Raw genomic sequence first — 17,363 nt, forward strand, 5'->3', positions numbered from 1 at the left:
AGCGTTAGGGAAACGCCCGGTTACATTCCGAACCCGGAAGCTAAGCCTTTCAGCGCCGATGGTACTGCAGGGGGGACCCTGTGGGAGAGTAGGACGCCGCCGAACAATCTTTACAAGGACCCCTGGTCCCAGCGTTCAGCTGGGACCAGGGGTCCTTTGTTTTTTGCCTGAAGCGTTTTGCTTGAAGCGCGCCTGTCACCAGGGTGCGCGAGAATGAATGCGGTACCTGAAGACAGGAGTCACGTCGATGTCCACCAACTCTCCCGACGACCGGTCGGGCGGCGAGCCGCGCCGCGGAGGCGCCCGCGGTCCGCGTGACGGCGGCTTCGGCCGTCGTGACGACCGCGCCGGCGGCTTCCGCCGCGACGACCGTGGTGGTTTCCGCCGTGACGAGCGTCGCGACGACCGCCGTGACGACCGCGGCCCGCGCCGCGACGACGACCGCGGCGGCTTCCGCCGCGACGACCGCCGTGACGAGCGTCCCGGTGGCGGCCGTCCGACCGGTGGTTTCCGTCGCGATGACCGCGACCGTGGCGGCTTCGGCCGCCGCGATGACGACCGCGGTGGTTTCCGTCGCGACGAGCGTCGTGACGACCGCGGCCCGCGCCGTGACGACGACCGCGGTGGTTTCCGTCGTGATGACCGTCGTGACGACCGCGGCCCGCGCCGTGACGACGACCGTGGCGGGTTCCGCCGCGACGACCGCGGTGGCCGTCCCACCGGTGGCTTCGGCCGCCGTGACGACGACCGCGGCGGCTTCCGGCGCGACGACCGCCGCGACGAGCGTCCCGGTGGTTTCCGTCGCGAGGACCGTCCGTCCTTCCGCCGTGACGACGACCGCGGCGGCTTCCGTCGTGACGAGCGCCGTGACGACCGTCGTGACGAGCGCCGCGACGACCGTGGTGGTTTCCGCCGCGACGAGCGTCGCGACGACCGTCCGGCCGGTGGTTTCGGCCGTCGTGACGACCGCGACCGTGGCGGCTTCGGTCGCCGCGATGACGACCGCGGTGGTTTCCGTCGCGACGAGCGTCGTGACGACCGCGGCCCGCGCCGTGACGACGACCGTGGCGGGTTCCGCCGCGACGACCGCGGTGGCCGTCCCACCGGTGGCTTCGGCCGCCGTGACGACGACCGCGGCGGCTTCCGCCGCGACGACCGCCGTGACGACCGGGGTCCCCGCCGTGACGACGACCGTGGCGGCTTCCGTCGTGACGACCGTCGCGACGACCGCGGCCCGCGCCGCGACGACGACCGCGGTCCCCGTCGTTCCTTCCGTGACGACCGCCAGGGCGGCGGCCGCGGTGGTTTCCGCCGTGACGACCGCCGTGACGACCGTTCCGGCGGCTACGGCCGCCGTGACGCCCGGGACCGTGACCGCGACCGCGGCGACCGCGAGCCGGTCAAGCGTCTGCCCATCCCGGAGGACGTGACCGGCGAGGAGATCGACAAGGACGTCCGGCAGGAGCTGATGAGCCTGCCCAAGACGCTCGCCGAGGACGTGGCCCGCAACCTCGTCATGGTCGCCCGTCTGCTGGACGAGGACGCCGAGCAGGCCTACGCCTACTCCCGCGTCGCCCTGCGCCTGGCCTCCCGCGTGGCGGCCGTGCGCGAGGCCGCCGGCTTCGCCTCGTACGCCACCGGCAAGTACTCCGAGGCGCTGGCCGAGTTCCGTGCCGCCCGCCGGATGACCGGCTCGGTCGACCTGTGGCCGGTGATGGCGGACTGCGAGCGCGGCATGGGCCGCCCCGAGCGGGCGCTGGCCATGGCCGGCGAGCCCGAGGTGCAGAAGCTGGACAAGGCCGGTCAGGTCGAGATGCGGCTCGTCGCCGCCGGTGCCCGCCAGGACCTGGGTCAGGCGGAGGCCGCGGTCGTGACGCTGCAGAGCCCCGAGCTCGCGTCGAACTCCGTCCAGCCGTGGACGGCCCGCCTGCGCTACGCGTACGCGGACGCGCTGCTGGCGGTGGGCCGTGAGGCCGAGGCCCGTGAGTGGTTCGCGAAGGCCCTCGAGGCGGACCAGGGCGGCACCACGAACGCCTCGGACCGGCTCGCGGAGCTGGACGGCATCGAGTTCACGGACGCCCTCGACGAGGAGACGCCCGAGGAGACGGTGGCGGAGAAGCCCGAGGCCGACAAGCCCGAGGCCGACAAGCCCGAGGCCGAGGAGATCGAGTCCGAGGGCACCGAGGACCGGCCCCAGCAGGACTGAGACCGGTAGCCGTCGCTCATGACGCCGAAGGGCGGAACCCCCACAGGGGTTCCGCCCTTCGGCGTATCCGGACCGGAACCGGACCGGGACCGGATCAGTCCAGGGCCAGGCTCCGCAGCACCAGGCCCGTGGCCGGCTTCGGCCCGAACGAGGTCGACTTGCGCGGCATCGTCACGCCCTGCTCCGCCAGCTCCCGTACGACGTCCTCGTGGACCGGGTGCATGAGGACGGCCGTCGCGTCGTGGCGCTCGGCCTGGGCGACGACCGCGGCGGTGTCGTGGATGTAGCCGATGTGCTCGGGGTCGTCCGGCACCTGCCAGACGTGTTCGAGCAGCAGCGAGTGCAGCACCGTGGCGTCCAGCTCGCGCCAGGCGCGGGGGCGGTCGCCGGGCACCGTACGGGCGAGCAGGGCCGGGTCCGGGCGGTCCAGGAGGTGGTAGCGGCCGTCGCCGGCGAGGACGAAGGCGTTGTTGCCCGGTTCGGTGGCGGCCCGGGCCAGGGCGTCGAGGGCGTCCTGCAGGGAGCCCTCCAGGGTGCGTACCCGGAAGGCGTCGCCGAGGGCGGCGAGCGCCCGGGAGGCGGGCAGCTGGTGCAGCAGGCGGTGGATGGCCCGTACGCGCAGCGGGTAGCGGGCGGTGTCGACGAGCAGGACCAGGCCGAAGTCCCAGGGTCCGGGTGCCGGTTGTTCGGCGTGCAGGCGCAGGTAGGTGGCCCAGCGGTGGTGGCCGTCGGCGATCAGTGCGTGCTGGTGGGAGAGGTCGGCGTCGATGACGGCGAGGTCGTCGGCGTCGGTGACGGCCCACAGGCGGTGGGCGTAGCCGTCCTCGGTGGTGGTGGACAGCAGCGGTTCGGTGGTGGTGACGCGCTCGATGACACCGGCGGCGCCCTCGGTGCCGTCGCCGTTGCCGCGGTAGGAGAAGAGCAGCGGTTCGAGGTTGGCGCCGGCGCTGCGCATCAGGGCGGCGCGGTCCTCGATGATGTGGGGCATGACGTCCTCGTGGGGCAGGACGATGCCCTCCTCGCGGGGGGTCAGGCGCAGGGCGCCGATGAGACCGCGCTGGAGTATGCCTTCGCCGCGCTGTTCGTAGATGTACAGCGCGGGTTCGGGGTCGGCGGCGAGGATGCGTTCCTCCTGCCAGCGGCGCAGGGTCTCGGCGGCCTGGCGGTGCCGGTCGGCGGCGGTGGCGGCCTGCGGGAGGATGAGCCGGACGATGTTGTGCGGGTCCGCGGTCTCCAGGTGGCGCAGTCCGTCGGGCCGGACGACGACGTCGTACGGTGGGGAGGTGACGGCAGCGAGGCTGCCCACCCTCTCGGGGACGTAGCGCAGTCCTCGGAATGGGGCGAGACGAAGTCCCCCTGCTACCGGTTCGCCGTTGCCGTGGCCTGAAGTGCTCATTGTGAAATGTTATGTCTCCGGCCCGGATGAGCAATGATCCGGGAGGAGACGTGCAGCACAAAGGAGCGATCACAGCCATGAACCACACCGTGCGACTGCGGCCCGAGGGCAGCGAGCGGCCGCTGGGCGCCGCCTACGACACGGCCCTGCTGGACCTGGACGGTGTGGTCTACGCCGGCGGCGCGGCGATCGCCTACGCGGTGGAGTCGCTGGAGCGGGCCCGCGAGGACGGCATGCACCTGGCGTACGTGACCAACAATGCCGCGCGCACGCCGCAGACGGTGGCGGGGCATCTGACGGAGCTGGGGGTGCCGGCCGCGCCGGAGGACGTGATCACCTCGGCGCAGGCGGTGGCCCGGCTGATCGCCGATCAGGTGCCGGGCGGTGCCAAGGTGCTGGTGATCGGTGCCGAGGGGCTGCGGGTGGCGCTGGCCGAGCGCGGGCTGGTGCCGGTGGACTCGGCGGACGACGACCCGGCGGCGGTGGTGCAGGGCTACGGCGGGCCGGACATGCCGTGGTCGCGGCTGGCGGAGGCGTCGTACGCGGTGGCGCGCGGCGTGCCGTGGTTCGCGTCCAACACCGACCTGACCATTCCCACCGGCCGGGGCATCGCGCCGGGCAACGGGGCGGCCGTGCAGGCCGTGCGGATAGCCACGGGTGCCGAGCCGCAGGTGGCGGGCAAGCCGCGGCCGCCGATGCACCGCGAGACGATCCTGCGCACCGGGGCCGAGCGGCCGCTGGTGGTGGGGGACCGGCTGGACACGGACATCGAGGGCGCGCACGTCGGCGGGGTGGACTCGCTGCTGGTGCTGACCGGGGTCACCACGGCCGCGCAGCTGCTCGCGGCGCGGCCGGAGCACCGGCCGACGTACGTCTCCGAGGACCTGCGGGGTCTGCTGGAGCCGCACCCGGCGGTGGTGGACGGACGGTGCGGCGGCTGGTCGGCGTCGGCCGGCGACGGGGAGCTGGTGCTGGAGGGCGAGGGCGCGCCGATCGACGGGCTGCGGGCGCTGTGCGCCGCGGCGTGGACGGCGGCGGGCGAGGAGGCCTGTGCCCTGGACGCGGCGAAGGCGCTGGCGCGCCTGGGGTACTGACCGCCCGGTGGCGGTGGGCCGGGTGCTGCGGCCCACCGCGTTCGGTCAGGTCGTCTTCTTGGCCTTGCGGAGGGCCTCGGCGAGGTTCTCCAGGAGCGGGGCGCAGCCGGCGTAGGAGAAGCGGGGCTCGCTGAGCCAGGGGGAGACCTGGCCGGCCCGGACGGCGGGCAGCTTCGCCCAGGTGGGCCTGGCCGCGAGGTCCTTGGGCTGCAGGGCGGAGGTGCGGCTGTCGAGCAGGATGAGGTCGGCGGCGTACCGGTCGGCGTTCTCCCAGCTCAGGCTCTCGAAGTAGCCGCCCTTGTCGAGCTTTTGCGGGACGACGAGGTCGACGCCGAGCTGACGGAAGTACATGAGGTCGGCGTTGACGGCCGGGTTGGAGACGTAGAACAGGTCGGCGCTGCCGGAGGCGGCCATGACCTTGACGGGGTTGTCCTTGGCGGCCTTGCGCACGGCCTCGGCGGCGGCCTCGAAGCGGGCCTTGGCGTCGGTGACCTTCTTGGCGTTCAGGTCGGCGCCGAGGGCGGCGGCGAGTTCGGCGTTGCGCTTGATGGGGTCGAGCATCGGCACGCGGGCGGCGGTCAGGCCGATGCTGGGCGCGAGGCCGAGGATCTTCTTCTTGCTCTCCTCGGGGACGTACCAGAGCGCATCGGGCTCGAACATGTTGCTGACGAGGAGTTCGGGGTCGAGGGCGGCGTACTTCTCGATGTTGAACTCGCCCCAGGTGTTGCCGAGCACGGTGAGCTTGTCGACGTCGAGGTCGCCGGCCTGCGGGTCGGGCCTGCCGTCGGACAGGCGGGTGGGGCCGAAGACGCCGGTGCACTCGACGCCGAAGTCGTGCAGGGCGGCGGCGGTGCCGGTGAAGGCGACGATGCGCTTGGGGGTGCGGTCGAGCCGTACGGTCTGACCCCGGTCGTCCTTGAAGCTCCACGGGCCGCCGCCCTTGCCGCCGGCCCCGCCGCCGGAGTCCTTCGCCGCGCCGCAGGCGGCGAGCAGGGCGCCGACGCCGAGGGCGCCGCCGGTGGCGAGGAGACCGCGACGGGTGAGGGTGGGGGAGGTGGTGCTCATGTCGGTGGCGCTTCTCTTCCGTGACGGGTGGGGCCCGGGAGGGGGGTCGATGAAAGGTTAGGCTAACCTAACGTGGTGTTGGTCGACAGTCCCCCTCCCTCCACCGAGCGCCCCACCGGGCCCGCCGCCGCGCCCGTGCCGCGCCGCAGGGCCGCGCATGCCGCCGGCCTCGTCGCCGCAACGGGTCTGCTCCTGCTGGCCGTCGCCGCGTCCCTGGCCGTCGGAGCCAAGCCGGTCCCGCTCGATGCGGTCTGGCACGGCCTGTTCCACTACACCGGCAGCGACACCGACGTCGTCGTACGGGACGTGCGCGTGCCCCGCACGCTCCTCGGCGTCCTCGCCGGCACCGGACTGGGGCTCGCCGGCGCGGTGATGCAGGCCCTCACCCGCAACCCGCTCGCCGACCCCGGACTGTTCGGCATCAACGCCGGCGCCGCCGCGGCCGTCGTCTCCGCCGTCACCTTCCTCGGCGTCACCTCGCCGGGCGGCTACGTGTGGTTCGCCTTCCTCGGCGCCGCCCTGGTCTCCGTCGTCGTCCACGTCCTCGGCGGCACCAGGAGCGCCACGCCCGTACGCCTCGCCCTGGCCGGCACCGCCGTGACCGCCGCCCTCAACGGCTACGTCTTCATGGTCGAGCTGTCGGACTCCGCCGCGCTGGACACGATGCGCTTTTGGACCGTCGGCTCGTTCGCCGCCGCCACCGGCGACACCGTCGCCCGGGTCGCCCCCTTCGCCGCGGCCGGCGCCCTGCTCGCCCTGCTCCTCGCCCGGCCCCTGGACGCCCTCGCACTCGGCGAGGACCACGCCAGGGCCCTGGGCACCCGGCCCGCCCTCGTCCGCGCCGCCGGCCTGCTCGCCGTCACCCTGCTGTGCGGCGCCGCCACCGCCGCCTGCGGGCCCATCGCCTTCGCCGGGCTGATGGTCCCCCACCTCGTGCGCACCTTCACCGGACCCGGCCTCGGCCGCCTGCTGCCGTACACGGCCCTGCTGGCGCCCGTCCTGATGCTCGCCTCCGACGTCGTCGGCCGCGTCGTCGCCCGGCCCTCGGAGGTACAGGCCGGCATCGTCACCGCGCTCATCGGCGGCCCCCTGTTCGTCCACCTCGTCCGGCACCGGAGGACGGCCCAGCTGTGACCGCCACCCAGACCCCCCGCCCCCCGCGCGTCCTGCGCGCCCCCGGCGGCCTGTCCGTACGCCTGCACCCGCGCTCGGCCCTCGTCGTCGTGCTGCTCCTGGCCTGCGCCTTGGCCGCCTCCGTGGTCCTCATCGGCAGCGGCGACTACCCGATGGAGCCCGGCGACGTCCTGCGCACCCTCACCGGGGGCGGCACCGGCGCCCAGGAGTTCATCGTCCGCGAACTGCGCCTGCCGCGCGTCGTGGTCGGCCTGCTGGCCGGCGCCGCCCTCGGACTGGCCGGCGCCGTCTTTCAGTCCGTCACCCGCAACCCCCTCGGCAGCCCCGATGTCCTCGGCCTCGCCCAGGGCGCCACGACCGGCGCGCTGCTGGTCATCGTGCTCCGGCACGGCGACACCGCCTCCGTCGCCGCCGGGGCCGCGGCCGGCGGCCTCGCCGCGGGCGCCGCCATCTACGCGCTGGCCTGGCGCAAGGGCGTGCACGGCTACCGGTTCGTCCTCGTCGGCGTCGGCGTGGCCGCCGTCCTCACCGCCCTCATCGGCTACCTGCTGACCAAGGCCGGACTCACCGACGCCGCCCGCGCCACCGTCTGGATGGTCGGCTCCCTCACCGGGCGCGGCTGGGAACAGGTCTGGTCGCTGCTGGGCGCCTGCACCGTCCTCGTCCCGCTCGCCCTCGGCCACGGCCGGTCGCTGCGGATGCTCGAAATGGGCGACGACACGGCGTACGCGCTGGGCGTGCGCGTCGAGCGCGTACGCATCGGCGCGCTCGGCACCGCCGTCCTGCTGACCACCGCGGCCACCGCCGCCGCCGGCCCCATCGCCTTCGTCGCCCTCGCCGCCCCCCAGCTCGCCCGGCGGCTCACCCGCGCCCCCGGCCCCAACCTCCTCGCCGCCACCTGCACCGGCGCGGCCCTGCTGACCGGGGCCGACCTGGCCGCGCAACGGCTCTTCGGGGCCGACCGGCTGCCGGTGGGGGCGTTCACGGGAACGGCCGGCGGCTGCTACCTGCTGTGGCTGCTGTTCACCGAGCGGCGGGCGGGACGCATATGAACGCCGTGCACAGGAACCATCCGATCGGGAGCCAGACCGTGAGCCGACTGCGGGCCGAATCCGTCACCCTCGCCTACGACGGGCGCACCATCGCCGAGGACCTGTCGGTCACCGTGCCCGACCACTCCTTCACCGTCGTCGTCGGCCCCAACGCCTGCGGCAAGTCGACCCTGCTGCGCGCACTGGCCCGCATGCTCAAGCCGCGCGCCGGGGCCGTCCTGCTCGACGGCGCCGCCATCGGCTCGTACCCCGCCCGCACGGTCGCCCGCACCCTCGGACTGCTGCCGCAGTCCTCCGTCGCCCCCGACGGCATCACCGTCGCCGACCTCGTCGCCCGCGGCCGCCACCCCCACCAGGGACTGCTGCGCCAGTGGTCCGAGGAGGACGAGCGCATCGTCGGCGAGGCCATGGCCGCCACCGGCGTGTCCGCCCTGGCCGGCCGGCACGTCGACGAACTCTCCGGCGGACAGCGGCAGCGGGTCTGGATCGCCATGGCCCTCGCCCAGTGCACGCCCCTGCTCCTGCTGGACGAGCCCACCACCTACCTCGACATCCAGCACCAGATCGACCTGCTCGACCTGCTCGCCGACCTGCACGAGGAGGAGGGGCGCACCCTGGTCGCCGTCCTGCACGACCTCAACCAGGCGGCGCGCTACGCGACGCACCTGATCGCGATGCGGGACGGGAAGGTCGTGGCGGCCGGGCCGCCCGCGCAGATCGTGACCGAGGAACTGGTGGAGGAGGTCTTCGGGGTGCGCTGCCAGGTCATCGACGACCCGCAGAGCGGGACTCCGCTGGTCGTCCCGGCGGCCCGCCGGAAGGGGGCTACAAAATCGAGCGCAGGCGCAGCACGTCCTTCAACGACGCCTTCAGCCTGACCCGGCCGCTCGCCCACGCCTTCGCGAAGTTCAGCTTGCCGTCCACCAGGGCCAGCAGGTCGTCCCCCGTCATCTCCAGACGGATCTCCGCCCGCTCCTCCGGGGCGCCCTCGCGCGTACGGACCTCCCGCAGGTGGCCCTCGCGCAGGTGACCGGTGAAGGTCACGTCCAGGTCGGTGACGTGGCAGCTCAGCGAGCGGTCCAGCGCCGCCGCGCGGCGCACTCCGTCGCTCGCCTCGGCGAGGTTCTGCGCCAGCCGGTCCAGTGCCGCCAGGCACTCCTCAATGGTCGCCATCGCCAAGGACGGTACCCCACGAGCGGCGCCGCGCAGGAGAAGCCGCCGCCGCGGGGTAGCGTCGGAGCCATGACCGACGACGTCAGTGACGACATGAGCGAAGAGCTGCGGCCCGAGCCGCGTCCGCTCGGGCTGGAGCGGATCCCCACCGGCCATCCCGGCGTCGACGCCGCGCTGGAGCGGCTGGCCGACGCCGACGACCTCGACGTCAGCGGTCACCCGCAGGTGTACGAGGATGTACACGAGGGGCTGCGCCGGGCGCTCGCCGCGCTCGACGAGGCCCCCACGCCGAAACACGCCGATCACAGGAGCTGAACCGCACGTGGCAGTGACCCGCCGCCGACTCGACGCGGAGCTGGTGCGCCGCAAGCTGGCCCGTTCCCGCGAGCACGCCAGCCAGCTGATCGCCGCGGGCCGGGTGACCGTCGGCGGCACGACGGCGACCAAGGCCGCCACCCAGGTCGAGACCGCCGCCGCCATCGTCGTCGCCCAGGACGACAGCGACCCGGACTACGTCTCGCGCGGCGGGCACAAGCTCGCCGGCGCGCTGGCGGCCTTCGTACCGCGCGGCCTGAAGGTCGAGGGGCGCCGCGCGCTGGACGCGGGCGCCTCCACCGGCGGGTTCACCGACGTCCTGCTGCGCTCCGGTGCCGCGCACGTCGTCGCCGTCGACGTCGGGTACGGGCAGCTCGCCTGGTCCCTGCAGAGCGACGAGCGCGTCACCGTGAAGGACCGTACCAACGTACGCGAGTTGACGCTGGAGCAGATTGACGGCGAGCCTGTCGACCTGGTTGTCGGTGATCTGTCCTTCATTCCGCTCGGGCTGGTGCTGCCCGCCCTGGTGGCCTGCTCGGCGCCCGACGCCGACCTCGTCCTCATGGTCAAGCCGCAGTTCGAGGTCGGCAAGGAGCGGCTCGGCACCGGCGGCGTCGTACGCAGCGCCGAACTGCGCGCCGAGGCGGTGCGCGGCGTAGCCGCACGCGCCGCCGAGCTCGGGCTCGGCGTACTGGGGGTTACCGCGAGCCCGCTGCCCGGGCCGTCCGGCAATGTCGAGTACTTTCTGTGGCTGCGCGCCGGTGCGCCTGAACTGGACCCGGCGGATGTCGACCGTGCAGTGGCGGAGGGGCCCCGTTGACCACTTCAAAAGCACCATCAGCACCATCAGCACCGTCAGCAGTATCGGCTGAACGCACTGTCTTCCTGCTCGCCCACACCGGGCGCCCGGCCGCGATCCGCAGCGCCGAACTCGTCGTGCAGGGCCTCCTTCGCTGCGGCATCGGCGTGCGGGTGCTCGCCGAGGAGGCCGCGGACCTGCCGCTGCCGGCGGCGGTCGAGCGCGTCGAGGCCGGGCCCGGCTGCGCCGACGTCCTGGAGGGCTGCGAACTGCTGGTGGTGCTCGGCGGCGACGGCACGCTGCTGCGCGGCGCCGAGTTCGCCCGCAGCTCCGGGGTGCCGATGCTGGGCGTCAACCTCGGGCGCGTCGGCTTCCTCGCGGAGGCCGAGCGCGACGACCTCGACAAGGTCGTCGACCGGGTCGTCACCCGTGACTACGAGGTCGAGGAGCGTATGACCCTCGACGTGCTCGTGCGCACCGACGGTCACGTCGTGCACACCGACTGGGCGCTGAACGAGGCGTCCGTGGAGAAGGCGGCGCGCGAGCGGCTGCTGGAGGTCGTCACCGAGGTCGACGGGCGGCCCGTCTCGCGCTTCGGCGGGGACGGAGTGGTGTGCGCCACGCCCACCGGGTCGACGGCGTACGCCTTCTCCGCGGGCGGGCCGGTGGTGTGGCCCGAGGTGGAGGCGCTGCTGATGGTCCCCATCAGCGCACATGCCCTGTTCGCCAAGCCGCTGGTCACCGCGCCGGACTCGGTGCTGGCGGTGGAAGTACAGCCGCAGACGCCGAACGGGGTGCTGTGGTGCGACGGGCGGCGCAGTGTGGAGCTGCCGGCGGGGGCGCGGGTGGAGGTACGGCGGGGGGCGGTGCCGGTGCGGTTGGCGCGGCTGCACCATGCGTCGTTCACGGATCGGCTGGTGGCGAAGTTCGCGCTGCCGGTGGCTGGGTGGCGGGGCGCTCCGCACTGAGTGGGTGGGTGCCGGGGGCTGGGTGCTGGGTGCCGGGGGCGGTGTGGGGTGGGTGCCGGTGGGGGCTGCGCTCTTCGCGGTCCCTGGTCGCGGTGCTGCCTACCCCGCACCCGGCGGCCAGGAGCGAAGAGCGCCTCACGCCCCCACCGACACCCACCCCACCCCGCCCCCTCCCGCCGGTGGCCCGGTGCGCCCCGCCCGGTTGTGGGCAGGCGCGCCCGGTTGTGGGCAATCGTTCCGCTGGGGGCACCTCCCAGCGGTAGCTGGGGGAGGAACGGGTGGGCACAACCGGACCACCGGCCTGCACCCGGACACGGTGCCCCCGGTTCGGGGTGATGAGACGGGAGCCCGTCGCGGGCCGGGCCCGCGACCTCGTATGGTCGTACCCGTGTTGGAGGAGATGCGGATCCGGTCCCTGGGCGTCATCGATGACGCGGTCGTCGAGCTGGCGCCCGGTTTCACGGCGGTCACCGGCGAGACCGGTGCCGGCAAGACCATGGTCGTCACCAGCCTCGGGCTGCTGCTGGGCGGGCGTGCCGACCCGGCGCTCGTGCGGGTGGGTGCGAAGGCGGCCGTGGTGGAGGGGCGGCTCGCCGTGGACGGGGGTTCCTCCGTGGCCGTGCGGGCCGAGGAGGCCGGTGCGGAGCTGGACGACGGCACGCTGCTCATCAGCCGTACCCTCTCCGCCGAGGGGCGTTCGCGCGCCCACCTCGGCGGGCGGAGCGTGCCGGTGGGGTTGCTGGGGGAGCTGGCCGACGACCTGGTGGCCGTGCACGGCCAGACCGACCAGCAGGGTCTGCTGAGGCCGGCGCGGCAGCGGCAGGCACTCGACCGGTACGCGGGTGATGCCGTGGCCGTCCCGCTGGCCAAGTACGCCGACGCCTATCGGCGGCTGCGGGCCGTCTCCGCCGAGCTGGGCGAGATCACCGAGCGGGCGCGTGAGCGTGCTCAGGAGGCCGATCTGCTGCGCTTCGGTCTGCAGGAGATCGCCGCCGTCGAGCCGCGGGTCGGCGAGGACGCCGAGCTGGCCGCGGAGGCGGAGCGGCTCGGGCACGCGGAGTCGCTCGCCTCGGCCGCCACTGTCGCGCACGCGGCGTTGGCGGGTGATCCGGAGGATCCTGAAGGTGTCGACGCCACCACGCTTGTCGCCGGTGCGCAGCGGGCGTTGGAGGCCGTGCGGTCGCACGATCCCGCGCTGGCCGCGCTCGCCGATCGGCTGGCCGAGGTCGGGATCCTGCTGGCCGACGTCTCGGGCGAGCTCGCGGGGTACGCCTCGGATCTCGATGCCGATCCGCGCCGGCTGGCCGCCGTCGAGGAGCGCCGGGCGGCGCTGACGCATCTGACCCGCAAGTACGGCGAGGACGTCGGTCAGGTCCTGGCCTGGGCCGAGGCGGGTGCCGCCCGTCTGGCCGAGTTGGACGGCGACGACGACCGCATCGGTGAGCTGACCGCCGAGCGCGATGTTCTGCGCGCGGAACTGGGCGAGCTCGCGCAGGTGCTGACCGACGCCCGTACGGAGGCGGCGAAGCGATTCGCCGACGCGGTCACCGCCGAGCTCGCCTCGCTGGCCATGCCGCATGCGCGGGTGACGTTCGCCATCCGGCAGAACGAGGTCGCCGATCCGGCGGCCGGCATCGAGGTGGGCGGCCGTGCGGTGGCGTACGGTCCGCACGGCGCCGACGACGTCGAGCTTCTGCTCACCCCGCACCCCGGGGCGCAGCCCCGGCCCATCGCCAAGGGTGCTTCGGGCGGTGAGCTCTCGCGCGTCATGCTGGCCGTGGAGGTCGTCTTCGCCGGTTCGGACCCGGTGCCGACGTACCTCTTCGACGAGGTGGACGCCGGTGTCGGCGGCAAGGCCGCCGTCGAGGTGGGCCGGCGTCTGGCCCGGCTCGCGCAGTCGGCGCAGGTCGTGGTGGTCACGCACCTGCCGCAGGTGGCCGCCTTCGCCGACCGCCATCTGGTGGTGGAGAAGACCCACGACGGCTCCGTGACCCGCAGCGGCGTCAAGATCATGGAGGGCGAGGACCGCATCCGCGAGCTGTCCCGGATGCTCGCGGGCCAGGAGGACTCGCAGCTCGCCCGCGCCCACGCCGAGGAGCTGCTGCAGGCGGCGCGGGCCGGGCGCTGACACCCGGGTAGCCTGGGCGGGCACGTGATCTTGAGGAGTGACATGTCCGCCCGGCCCCGCATCCTGTACGTGACGGACCTCGCCTACCCGGCCCGCGGCCGCAGGTACTGCGACGAGGACATCGTCCTGACCGCCCGGCTGCGCGAGGACTTCGACCTCGCGCTGTGCCACCCGCTGGACGCCGCGGAGCTGATGGCGGGCTTCGACGCCGTGGTCGTGCGCAACAGCGGGCCGGTGCTGCACTACCAGGCCGCGTACGAGGACTTCCGCGCCCGCGCGGTGCGGGAGGGGGTGCGGGTGTACAACCAGCTCACCGGCAAGGCCGACATGGCCGGCAAGCAGTATCTGGTCGACCTCACGGCGGCGGGTCTGCCCGTCATTCCCACGGTCGACCGGGCCGAGGACCTGGGGCGGCTGCCGCAGGTCGCGCAGTACGTGGTCAAGCCGAAGGCCGGCGCGGACTCCATAGGCCTGCGCTTCGTGAGCGCGCAGGAGCTGCGGGGGCTGGAGTACGGGGACGTCCTCGTGCAGCCCCGCATCGACTTCCGCTACGAGGTGTCGTTCTACTTCGTCGACGACGCCTTCCAGTACGCGCTGTACGCCCCCGACCCGGGCAGGCGCTGGGAGCTCGAACGCTACGAGCCCACGCCGGAGGACGTGGACTTCGCCCGCCGCTTCGTCGACTGGAATGCGATCGAGCACGGCATCCAGCGCGTCGACGCCTGCCGGGCGCCGGACGGCGAACTGCTGCTGGTCGAGCTGGAGGACCTCAACCCCTATCTGTCGCTGGACCTTCTCGACGAGGCGGCGCGGGAGGAGTTCGTGGTCGCGTTCAAGCAGGCCCTGCACCGGCTGGTGGCGGCGTGAGGGCGCTGATCACGGCCGCGGTGGCGACGCGCGGGGTGTACGAGACCGTGCGGCGGATCCGGCCCGGGCTCGGTGCGCGTACCAACCGCGAGGGGCGGACGGTCCACCTGTGCGCCGGGCCGGCGGCCGTGGCGGGCACGGCCCTCGCGGTTGCTGCGGTGCCGGGGGCCCCGGCCCGGCACCGGGCGGCGGGTGCGCTGGCCGTGCTCGCGGCGGGGGCCTGCGGGGCGTACGACGACATGGCCGGCGATCATCGGCGGGGTTTCCGCGCCCACCTGGGCGCGCTGCGCCGGGGCGAGGTCACCAGCGGTGCGGTGAAGCTCTTCGGCATCGGCGCGGCCGGGCTGGCGGCGGGGGCCGTGCTGAAGGGCCGGCCCCTCGACCGGTTCCTGGCCGGGGTGGTGGTCGCCGGGTCGGCGCACGCCGTCAACCTGCTGGACGTGCGCCCGGGACGCGCCGGCGGGGCGGTCCTCGCGCTGGCCGCGGGCGGCCTGCTGCGCGGGGCGCCCATGGCGGGCGCGCCGCTGGGCGCGGCGGCGGCCCTGCTGCCCGAGGACGTCGCCCGGCGCACGATGCTCGGCGATGCCGGTGCCCACGCGCTGGGCGCGGCCCTCGGCCTGGCGGCCGTGTCGGCCAACGGCCGCGCCGGCCTCGCGGTGCACGCCGCGGTGGTGACGGCGGCGGCCGTCGCCGCGGACGGCTGAGCCGGGGGCGTGCCTACCGGTTCGGCGCGGGGGCGAGCCCGTCCGCGACCAGCCCAGCGAGCACGGCCTCACCGAGGGCCTGGACGGCCGATCGAGGCCGGACCATGACCGTGAACTCCTTGATCCGCCCGTCGTCGTCGAAGTGCAGCTGGTCGATGCCGTGGATCTCCTTGCCGCCGACCCGGGCGCGGAAGACCAGGACAGCCGACGGGGCGGAGGTGTCGTCGCTGCTGGTGTGCGCGGTGCCGGTGTACCGGCCGACGTAGCGGAAGTCCTCGAACGTGCGCAGCAGCACCCCGAAGAGACCCAGCACCATCGCCTTGCCCTCGAACGGCGTGAACTTCACCGGGCTGTAGAAGCGGATGTCCTCGGTGAACAGGTCGTCGAGCGCCGCGAGGTCACGGTGGTCGACGGCGGAGCGGAAGCGGTCTGCGGTGGTCATCCGTCACTCCTGAAGTAGTCATGAAGAAGATTAGTCATTTTCCTGACTATCATGGGGTGCGGAGCGGGCAACAGGGGGAGGAAGGGACGATCCGATGGCGCTGCGCCACGCCGTACTGGCGGCACTGCTCGACGGAGAACTCAGCGGCTACCAGCTCACCAAGGCCTTCGACCTGGGCATGGCCAACTTCTGGCACGCCCAGCCGCAGCAGCTCTACGCCGAACTGAACCGGCTGGAGAAGGACGGCTTCATCGCGGGCCGCGAGGTCCTCCAGGAGACCCGCCCCACCAAACGCCTCTTCCACGTCACCGACGCCGGCCTTGCGGAGCTGGAGCGCTTCACGGCCGCCTCCGCGAAGCCCTCCTTCATCCGCGACGACCTGCTCGTCAAGGTCCAGGCCGCCGACCACGTCGACACCGCGACCCTCATCGCGCAGCTCGCCGAGCGGGCCGCCGTGGCCCGGGCCCGGATCGACCTGTTCACGGACCTGCTGCGCACCATGCGGGGCGAGCGCACCGAGGAGGACTTCCTGCGCCACGGCGCCCGCATCGGCCCCTACCTCACCTGCGCCCGCGGCCTGGCCTTCGAGGAGGGCAACCGCGACTGGTGCGAGCGGGCGATCGGGATCCTGCGGGTGAGGTCGGGGGCCGGGCTCCCGCCAGGGAATCCCCAAAGCGGGTGAATCCGAAGAACTGCGGGCGAGGTGGGACGGGCCGGTCCCGTGGGGATGGCACTCCTGCCGCGCTCCCGCCTGGCATCCTGGCCTTCAGCACCCCGCCCCGTACGCCCGCCCGACGTCGAGCCAGGAGCCCCCACCGCGTGAGCAGCACACCCGGCCCCGCCCACGCGCGGCCGCCTCTGCACGCCGTACAGGTCCTGGGCAGCGGGAGCGGCGGCAGCGGCGCGCACGTGCGATCGCTGACCGGCGGGCTCGTGGCGCACGGGCTGCGGGTGACCGTGTGCGGGCCGCAGGTCGCCGAGGCGCGGTACGCCTTCACCGAGGGCGGCGCGGAGTTCAGCCCGCTCGTGCCCGGTGGCAACGCCCTGGCCGTCGGCGGGATCCGGGCCGCGAGCGCCGGTGCCGACGTGGTGCACGCGCACGGCCTGCGCTCCGGGATGCTCGCCGCCCTCGCGCTGCGCGGCCGCAGCACGCCGCTGGTCGTCACCTGGCACAGGCGGGTGCGGGCGCACGGGGCGCGCACGCACGTCGTACGGCTGATGGAGCGCCAGGCCGCCCGTGCCGCCGCCGTGGTGCTGGGCGCCTCCCCCGACCTGGTCGACCAGGCCCGGCTGCGCGGTGCACGCGACGCCCGCCTCGCCCCGGTGGCCCTGCCCGCGCCGCGGACGGTGCCGGACGAGGACGAGTGCCTACGGCTCAAGGCCCGCGCCGAACTGGGTGCGACGGGGCGGCCCCTGGTGATGACCGTCGGGCGCCTGGAGCCCGGCCAGGGCCACGGGCCGCTGCTGGACGCGGCCCGCGCCTGGCGGGAGATGGACCCCGAGCCGCTGCTGGTGGTGGCGGGCGAGGGCGCCGAGCGCCCCCGCCTGCAGCGGCGGATCGAGGACGAGCAGCTGCCCGTCCTCCTCCTCGGCCGCCGCGACGACGTGCCCGAGCTGCTGGCCGCGGCCGACGTGGTCGTCATGCCCAGCCGCTGGGAGGCCCGGTCGCTGCTCGCCCAGGAGGCGCTGTACGCGGGCGTGCCGCTGGTGGCGACGGCGGTGGGCGGCGTGCCCGACCTCGTGGGGGACGCGGCCGAACTCGTCCCCTACGGGGACGCGGCGGCGCTCGCGCTGGCCGTGGAACGGCTGCTGGGCGATCCGGTGCGGTGCGCGGAGCTCGTGGAGGCCGGACGCCGGCTGACGGCCAGTTGGCCCACGGAGACCGACACGGTGGCGCACGTCCTCAGCGTGTACGACGAGCTCGTCCGGGCGTGAGCGGCGCCCCGCCGGGGCGCAGGGCTTCGCCTGGGTCTACGGGGCGCCGTGGGCTGGTGCAGTGCCCCGTAGGGGCGCGGGGGAC

17 protein-coding genes and 1 rRNA gene are annotated in these 17,363 nt (G+C 74.2%); 14 read left to right on the forward strand and 4 right to left on the reverse strand.

Features of this window, described 5'->3' with window-relative positions; all coding sequences use genetic code 11:
• Together rrf and AB0K17_RS21635 are read left to right on the forward strand one after the other, a co-directional pair.
• Positions 1 to 105, forward strand: a 5S ribosomal RNA gene (gene rrf / locus AB0K17_RS21630); the annotation flags it as partial.
• Between the two features lie 1,303 nt (positions 106 to 1,408).
• A complete protein-coding gene (locus AB0K17_RS21635; protein WP_365983960.1) occupies positions 1,409 to 2,206 on the forward strand; it encodes a hypothetical protein in 798 nt (265 codons plus the stop codon).
• Between the two features lie 94 nt (positions 2,207 to 2,300).
• Here AB0K17_RS21635 and AB0K17_RS21640 read toward each other — a convergent pair whose 3' ends face one another.
• Positions 2,301 to 3,602, reverse strand: a complete 1,302-nt coding sequence (locus tag AB0K17_RS21640; RefSeq protein ID WP_365968954.1) for a DUF1015 domain-containing protein — start codon at positions 3,600 to 3,602, stop codon at positions 2,301 to 2,303.
• Positions 3,603 to 3,679: 77 nt separating this feature from the next.
• On the opposite strand from AB0K17_RS21640, the gene AB0K17_RS21645 reads away from it, so the two are divergent.
• Complete coding sequence (locus AB0K17_RS21645) at positions 3,680 to 4,696, forward strand: HAD-IIA family hydrolase (protein ID WP_365968955.1); 1,017 nt, start codon at positions 3,680 to 3,682, stop codon at positions 4,694 to 4,696.
• Positions 4,697 to 4,741: 45 nt separating this feature from the next.
• Here the strand turns inward: AB0K17_RS21645 and AB0K17_RS21650 are convergent, their stop codons facing one another.
• Positions 4,742 to 5,761, reverse strand: coding sequence for an ABC transporter substrate-binding protein (locus AB0K17_RS21650; protein WP_365983910.1), 1,020 nt, complete (start codon positions 5,759 to 5,761; stop codon positions 4,742 to 4,744).
• Between the two features lie 135 nt (positions 5,762 to 5,896).
• On the opposite strand from AB0K17_RS21650, the gene AB0K17_RS21655 reads away from it, so the two are divergent.
• From AB0K17_RS21655 to AB0K17_RS21665, 3 genes are read left to right on the forward strand one after another with little or no spacing between them, the layout of a single operon-like run.
• The gene (locus AB0K17_RS21655; protein WP_365968993.1) at positions 5,897 to 6,895 is read left to right on the forward strand and encodes an iron chelate uptake ABC transporter family permease subunit; all 999 of its coding nucleotides are present in this window, start codon (positions 5,897 to 5,899) and stop codon (positions 6,893 to 6,895) included.
• Entirely contained in the window at positions 6,892 to 7,947 is a 1,056-nt protein-coding gene (locus AB0K17_RS21660) for an iron chelate uptake ABC transporter family permease subunit (RefSeq protein WP_365983912.1), read from the forward strand. The genes AB0K17_RS21655 and AB0K17_RS21660 overlap by 4 nt, the downstream gene beginning before the upstream one ends.
• Positions 7,944 to 8,825, forward strand: coding sequence for an ABC transporter ATP-binding protein (locus AB0K17_RS21665; RefSeq protein ID WP_365983913.1), 882 nt, complete (start codon positions 7,944 to 7,946; stop codon positions 8,823 to 8,825). The genes AB0K17_RS21660 and AB0K17_RS21665 overlap by 4 nt, the downstream gene beginning before the upstream one ends.
• On the opposite strand, the gene AB0K17_RS21670 is transcribed toward AB0K17_RS21665, so the two are convergent.
• A complete protein-coding gene (locus tag AB0K17_RS21670) occupies positions 8,773 to 9,120 on the reverse strand; it encodes an alkyl sulfatase C-terminal domain-containing protein (protein ID WP_365968959.1) in 348 nt (115 codons plus the stop codon). The genes AB0K17_RS21665 and AB0K17_RS21670 overlap by 53 nt on opposite strands.
• A 69-nt stretch (positions 9,121 to 9,189) precedes the next feature.
• On the opposite strand from AB0K17_RS21670, the gene AB0K17_RS21675 reads away from it, so the two are divergent.
• The 6 genes from AB0K17_RS21675 to AB0K17_RS21700 all read left to right on the forward strand — a co-directional run bounded on the left by AB0K17_RS21675 (position 9,190) and on the right by AB0K17_RS21700 (position 14,901).
• Positions 9,190 to 9,435: a hypothetical protein gene (locus AB0K17_RS21675; RefSeq protein ID WP_365968960.1), complete on the forward strand. Its 246-nt coding sequence runs from the start codon at positions 9,190 to 9,192 to the stop codon at positions 9,433 to 9,435.
• 13 nt (positions 9,436 to 9,448) lie between these two features.
• Positions 9,449 to 10,255 carry a TlyA family RNA methyltransferase gene (locus AB0K17_RS21680; protein ID WP_365968994.1) on the forward strand — a complete coding sequence of 269 codons (807 nt, stop codon included), beginning with the start codon at positions 9,449 to 9,451 and terminating at the stop codon, positions 10,253 to 10,255.
• Positions 10,252 to 11,202: an NAD kinase gene (locus AB0K17_RS21685; protein WP_365983914.1), complete on the forward strand. Its 951-nt coding sequence runs from the start codon at positions 10,252 to 10,254 to the stop codon at positions 11,200 to 11,202. The genes AB0K17_RS21680 and AB0K17_RS21685 overlap by 4 nt, the downstream gene beginning before the upstream one ends.
• Before the next feature lie 376 nt (positions 11,203 to 11,578).
• Entirely contained in the window at positions 11,579 to 13,330 is a 1,752-nt protein-coding gene (gene recN, locus AB0K17_RS21690; protein ID WP_365983915.1) for a DNA repair protein RecN, read from the forward strand.
• Positions 13,331 to 13,372: 42 nt separating this feature from the next.
• Positions 13,373 to 14,197: a hypothetical protein gene (locus AB0K17_RS21695; protein WP_365983916.1), complete on the forward strand. Its 825-nt coding sequence runs from the start codon at positions 13,373 to 13,375 to the stop codon at positions 14,195 to 14,197.
• Entirely contained in the window at positions 14,194 to 14,901 is a 708-nt protein-coding gene (locus AB0K17_RS21700; protein ID WP_365983917.1) for a hypothetical protein, read from the forward strand. The genes AB0K17_RS21695 and AB0K17_RS21700 overlap by 4 nt, the downstream gene beginning before the upstream one ends.
• A 13-nt stretch (positions 14,902 to 14,914) precedes the next feature.
• Here the strand turns inward: AB0K17_RS21700 and AB0K17_RS21705 are convergent, their stop codons facing one another.
• On the reverse strand, positions 14,915 to 15,343 hold the full coding sequence (locus AB0K17_RS21705; protein WP_365983918.1) for a nuclear transport factor 2 family protein: 429 nt from the start codon (positions 15,341 to 15,343) through the stop codon (positions 14,915 to 14,917).
• A 94-nt stretch (positions 15,344 to 15,437) separates the two neighbouring features.
• Here AB0K17_RS21705 and AB0K17_RS21710 point away from each other — a divergent pair, with 94 nt between their 5' ends.
• Positions 15,438 to 16,025, forward strand: coding sequence for a PadR family transcriptional regulator (locus tag AB0K17_RS21710; protein WP_365983919.1), 588 nt, complete (start codon positions 15,438 to 15,440; stop codon positions 16,023 to 16,025).
• 137 nt (positions 16,026 to 16,162) lie between these two features.
• Positions 16,163 to 17,278, forward strand: a complete 1,116-nt coding sequence (locus AB0K17_RS21715; RefSeq protein WP_365983920.1) for a glycosyltransferase family 4 protein — start codon at positions 16,163 to 16,165, stop codon at positions 17,276 to 17,278.
• Positions 17,279 to 17,363 lie beyond the last annotated feature (85 nt).

The sequence above is a fragment of the Streptomyces sp. NPDC049585 genome (assembly GCF_040675615.1).
GTDB lineage: Bacteria > Actinomycetota > Actinomycetes > Streptomycetales > Streptomycetaceae > Streptomyces > Streptomyces luteosporeus.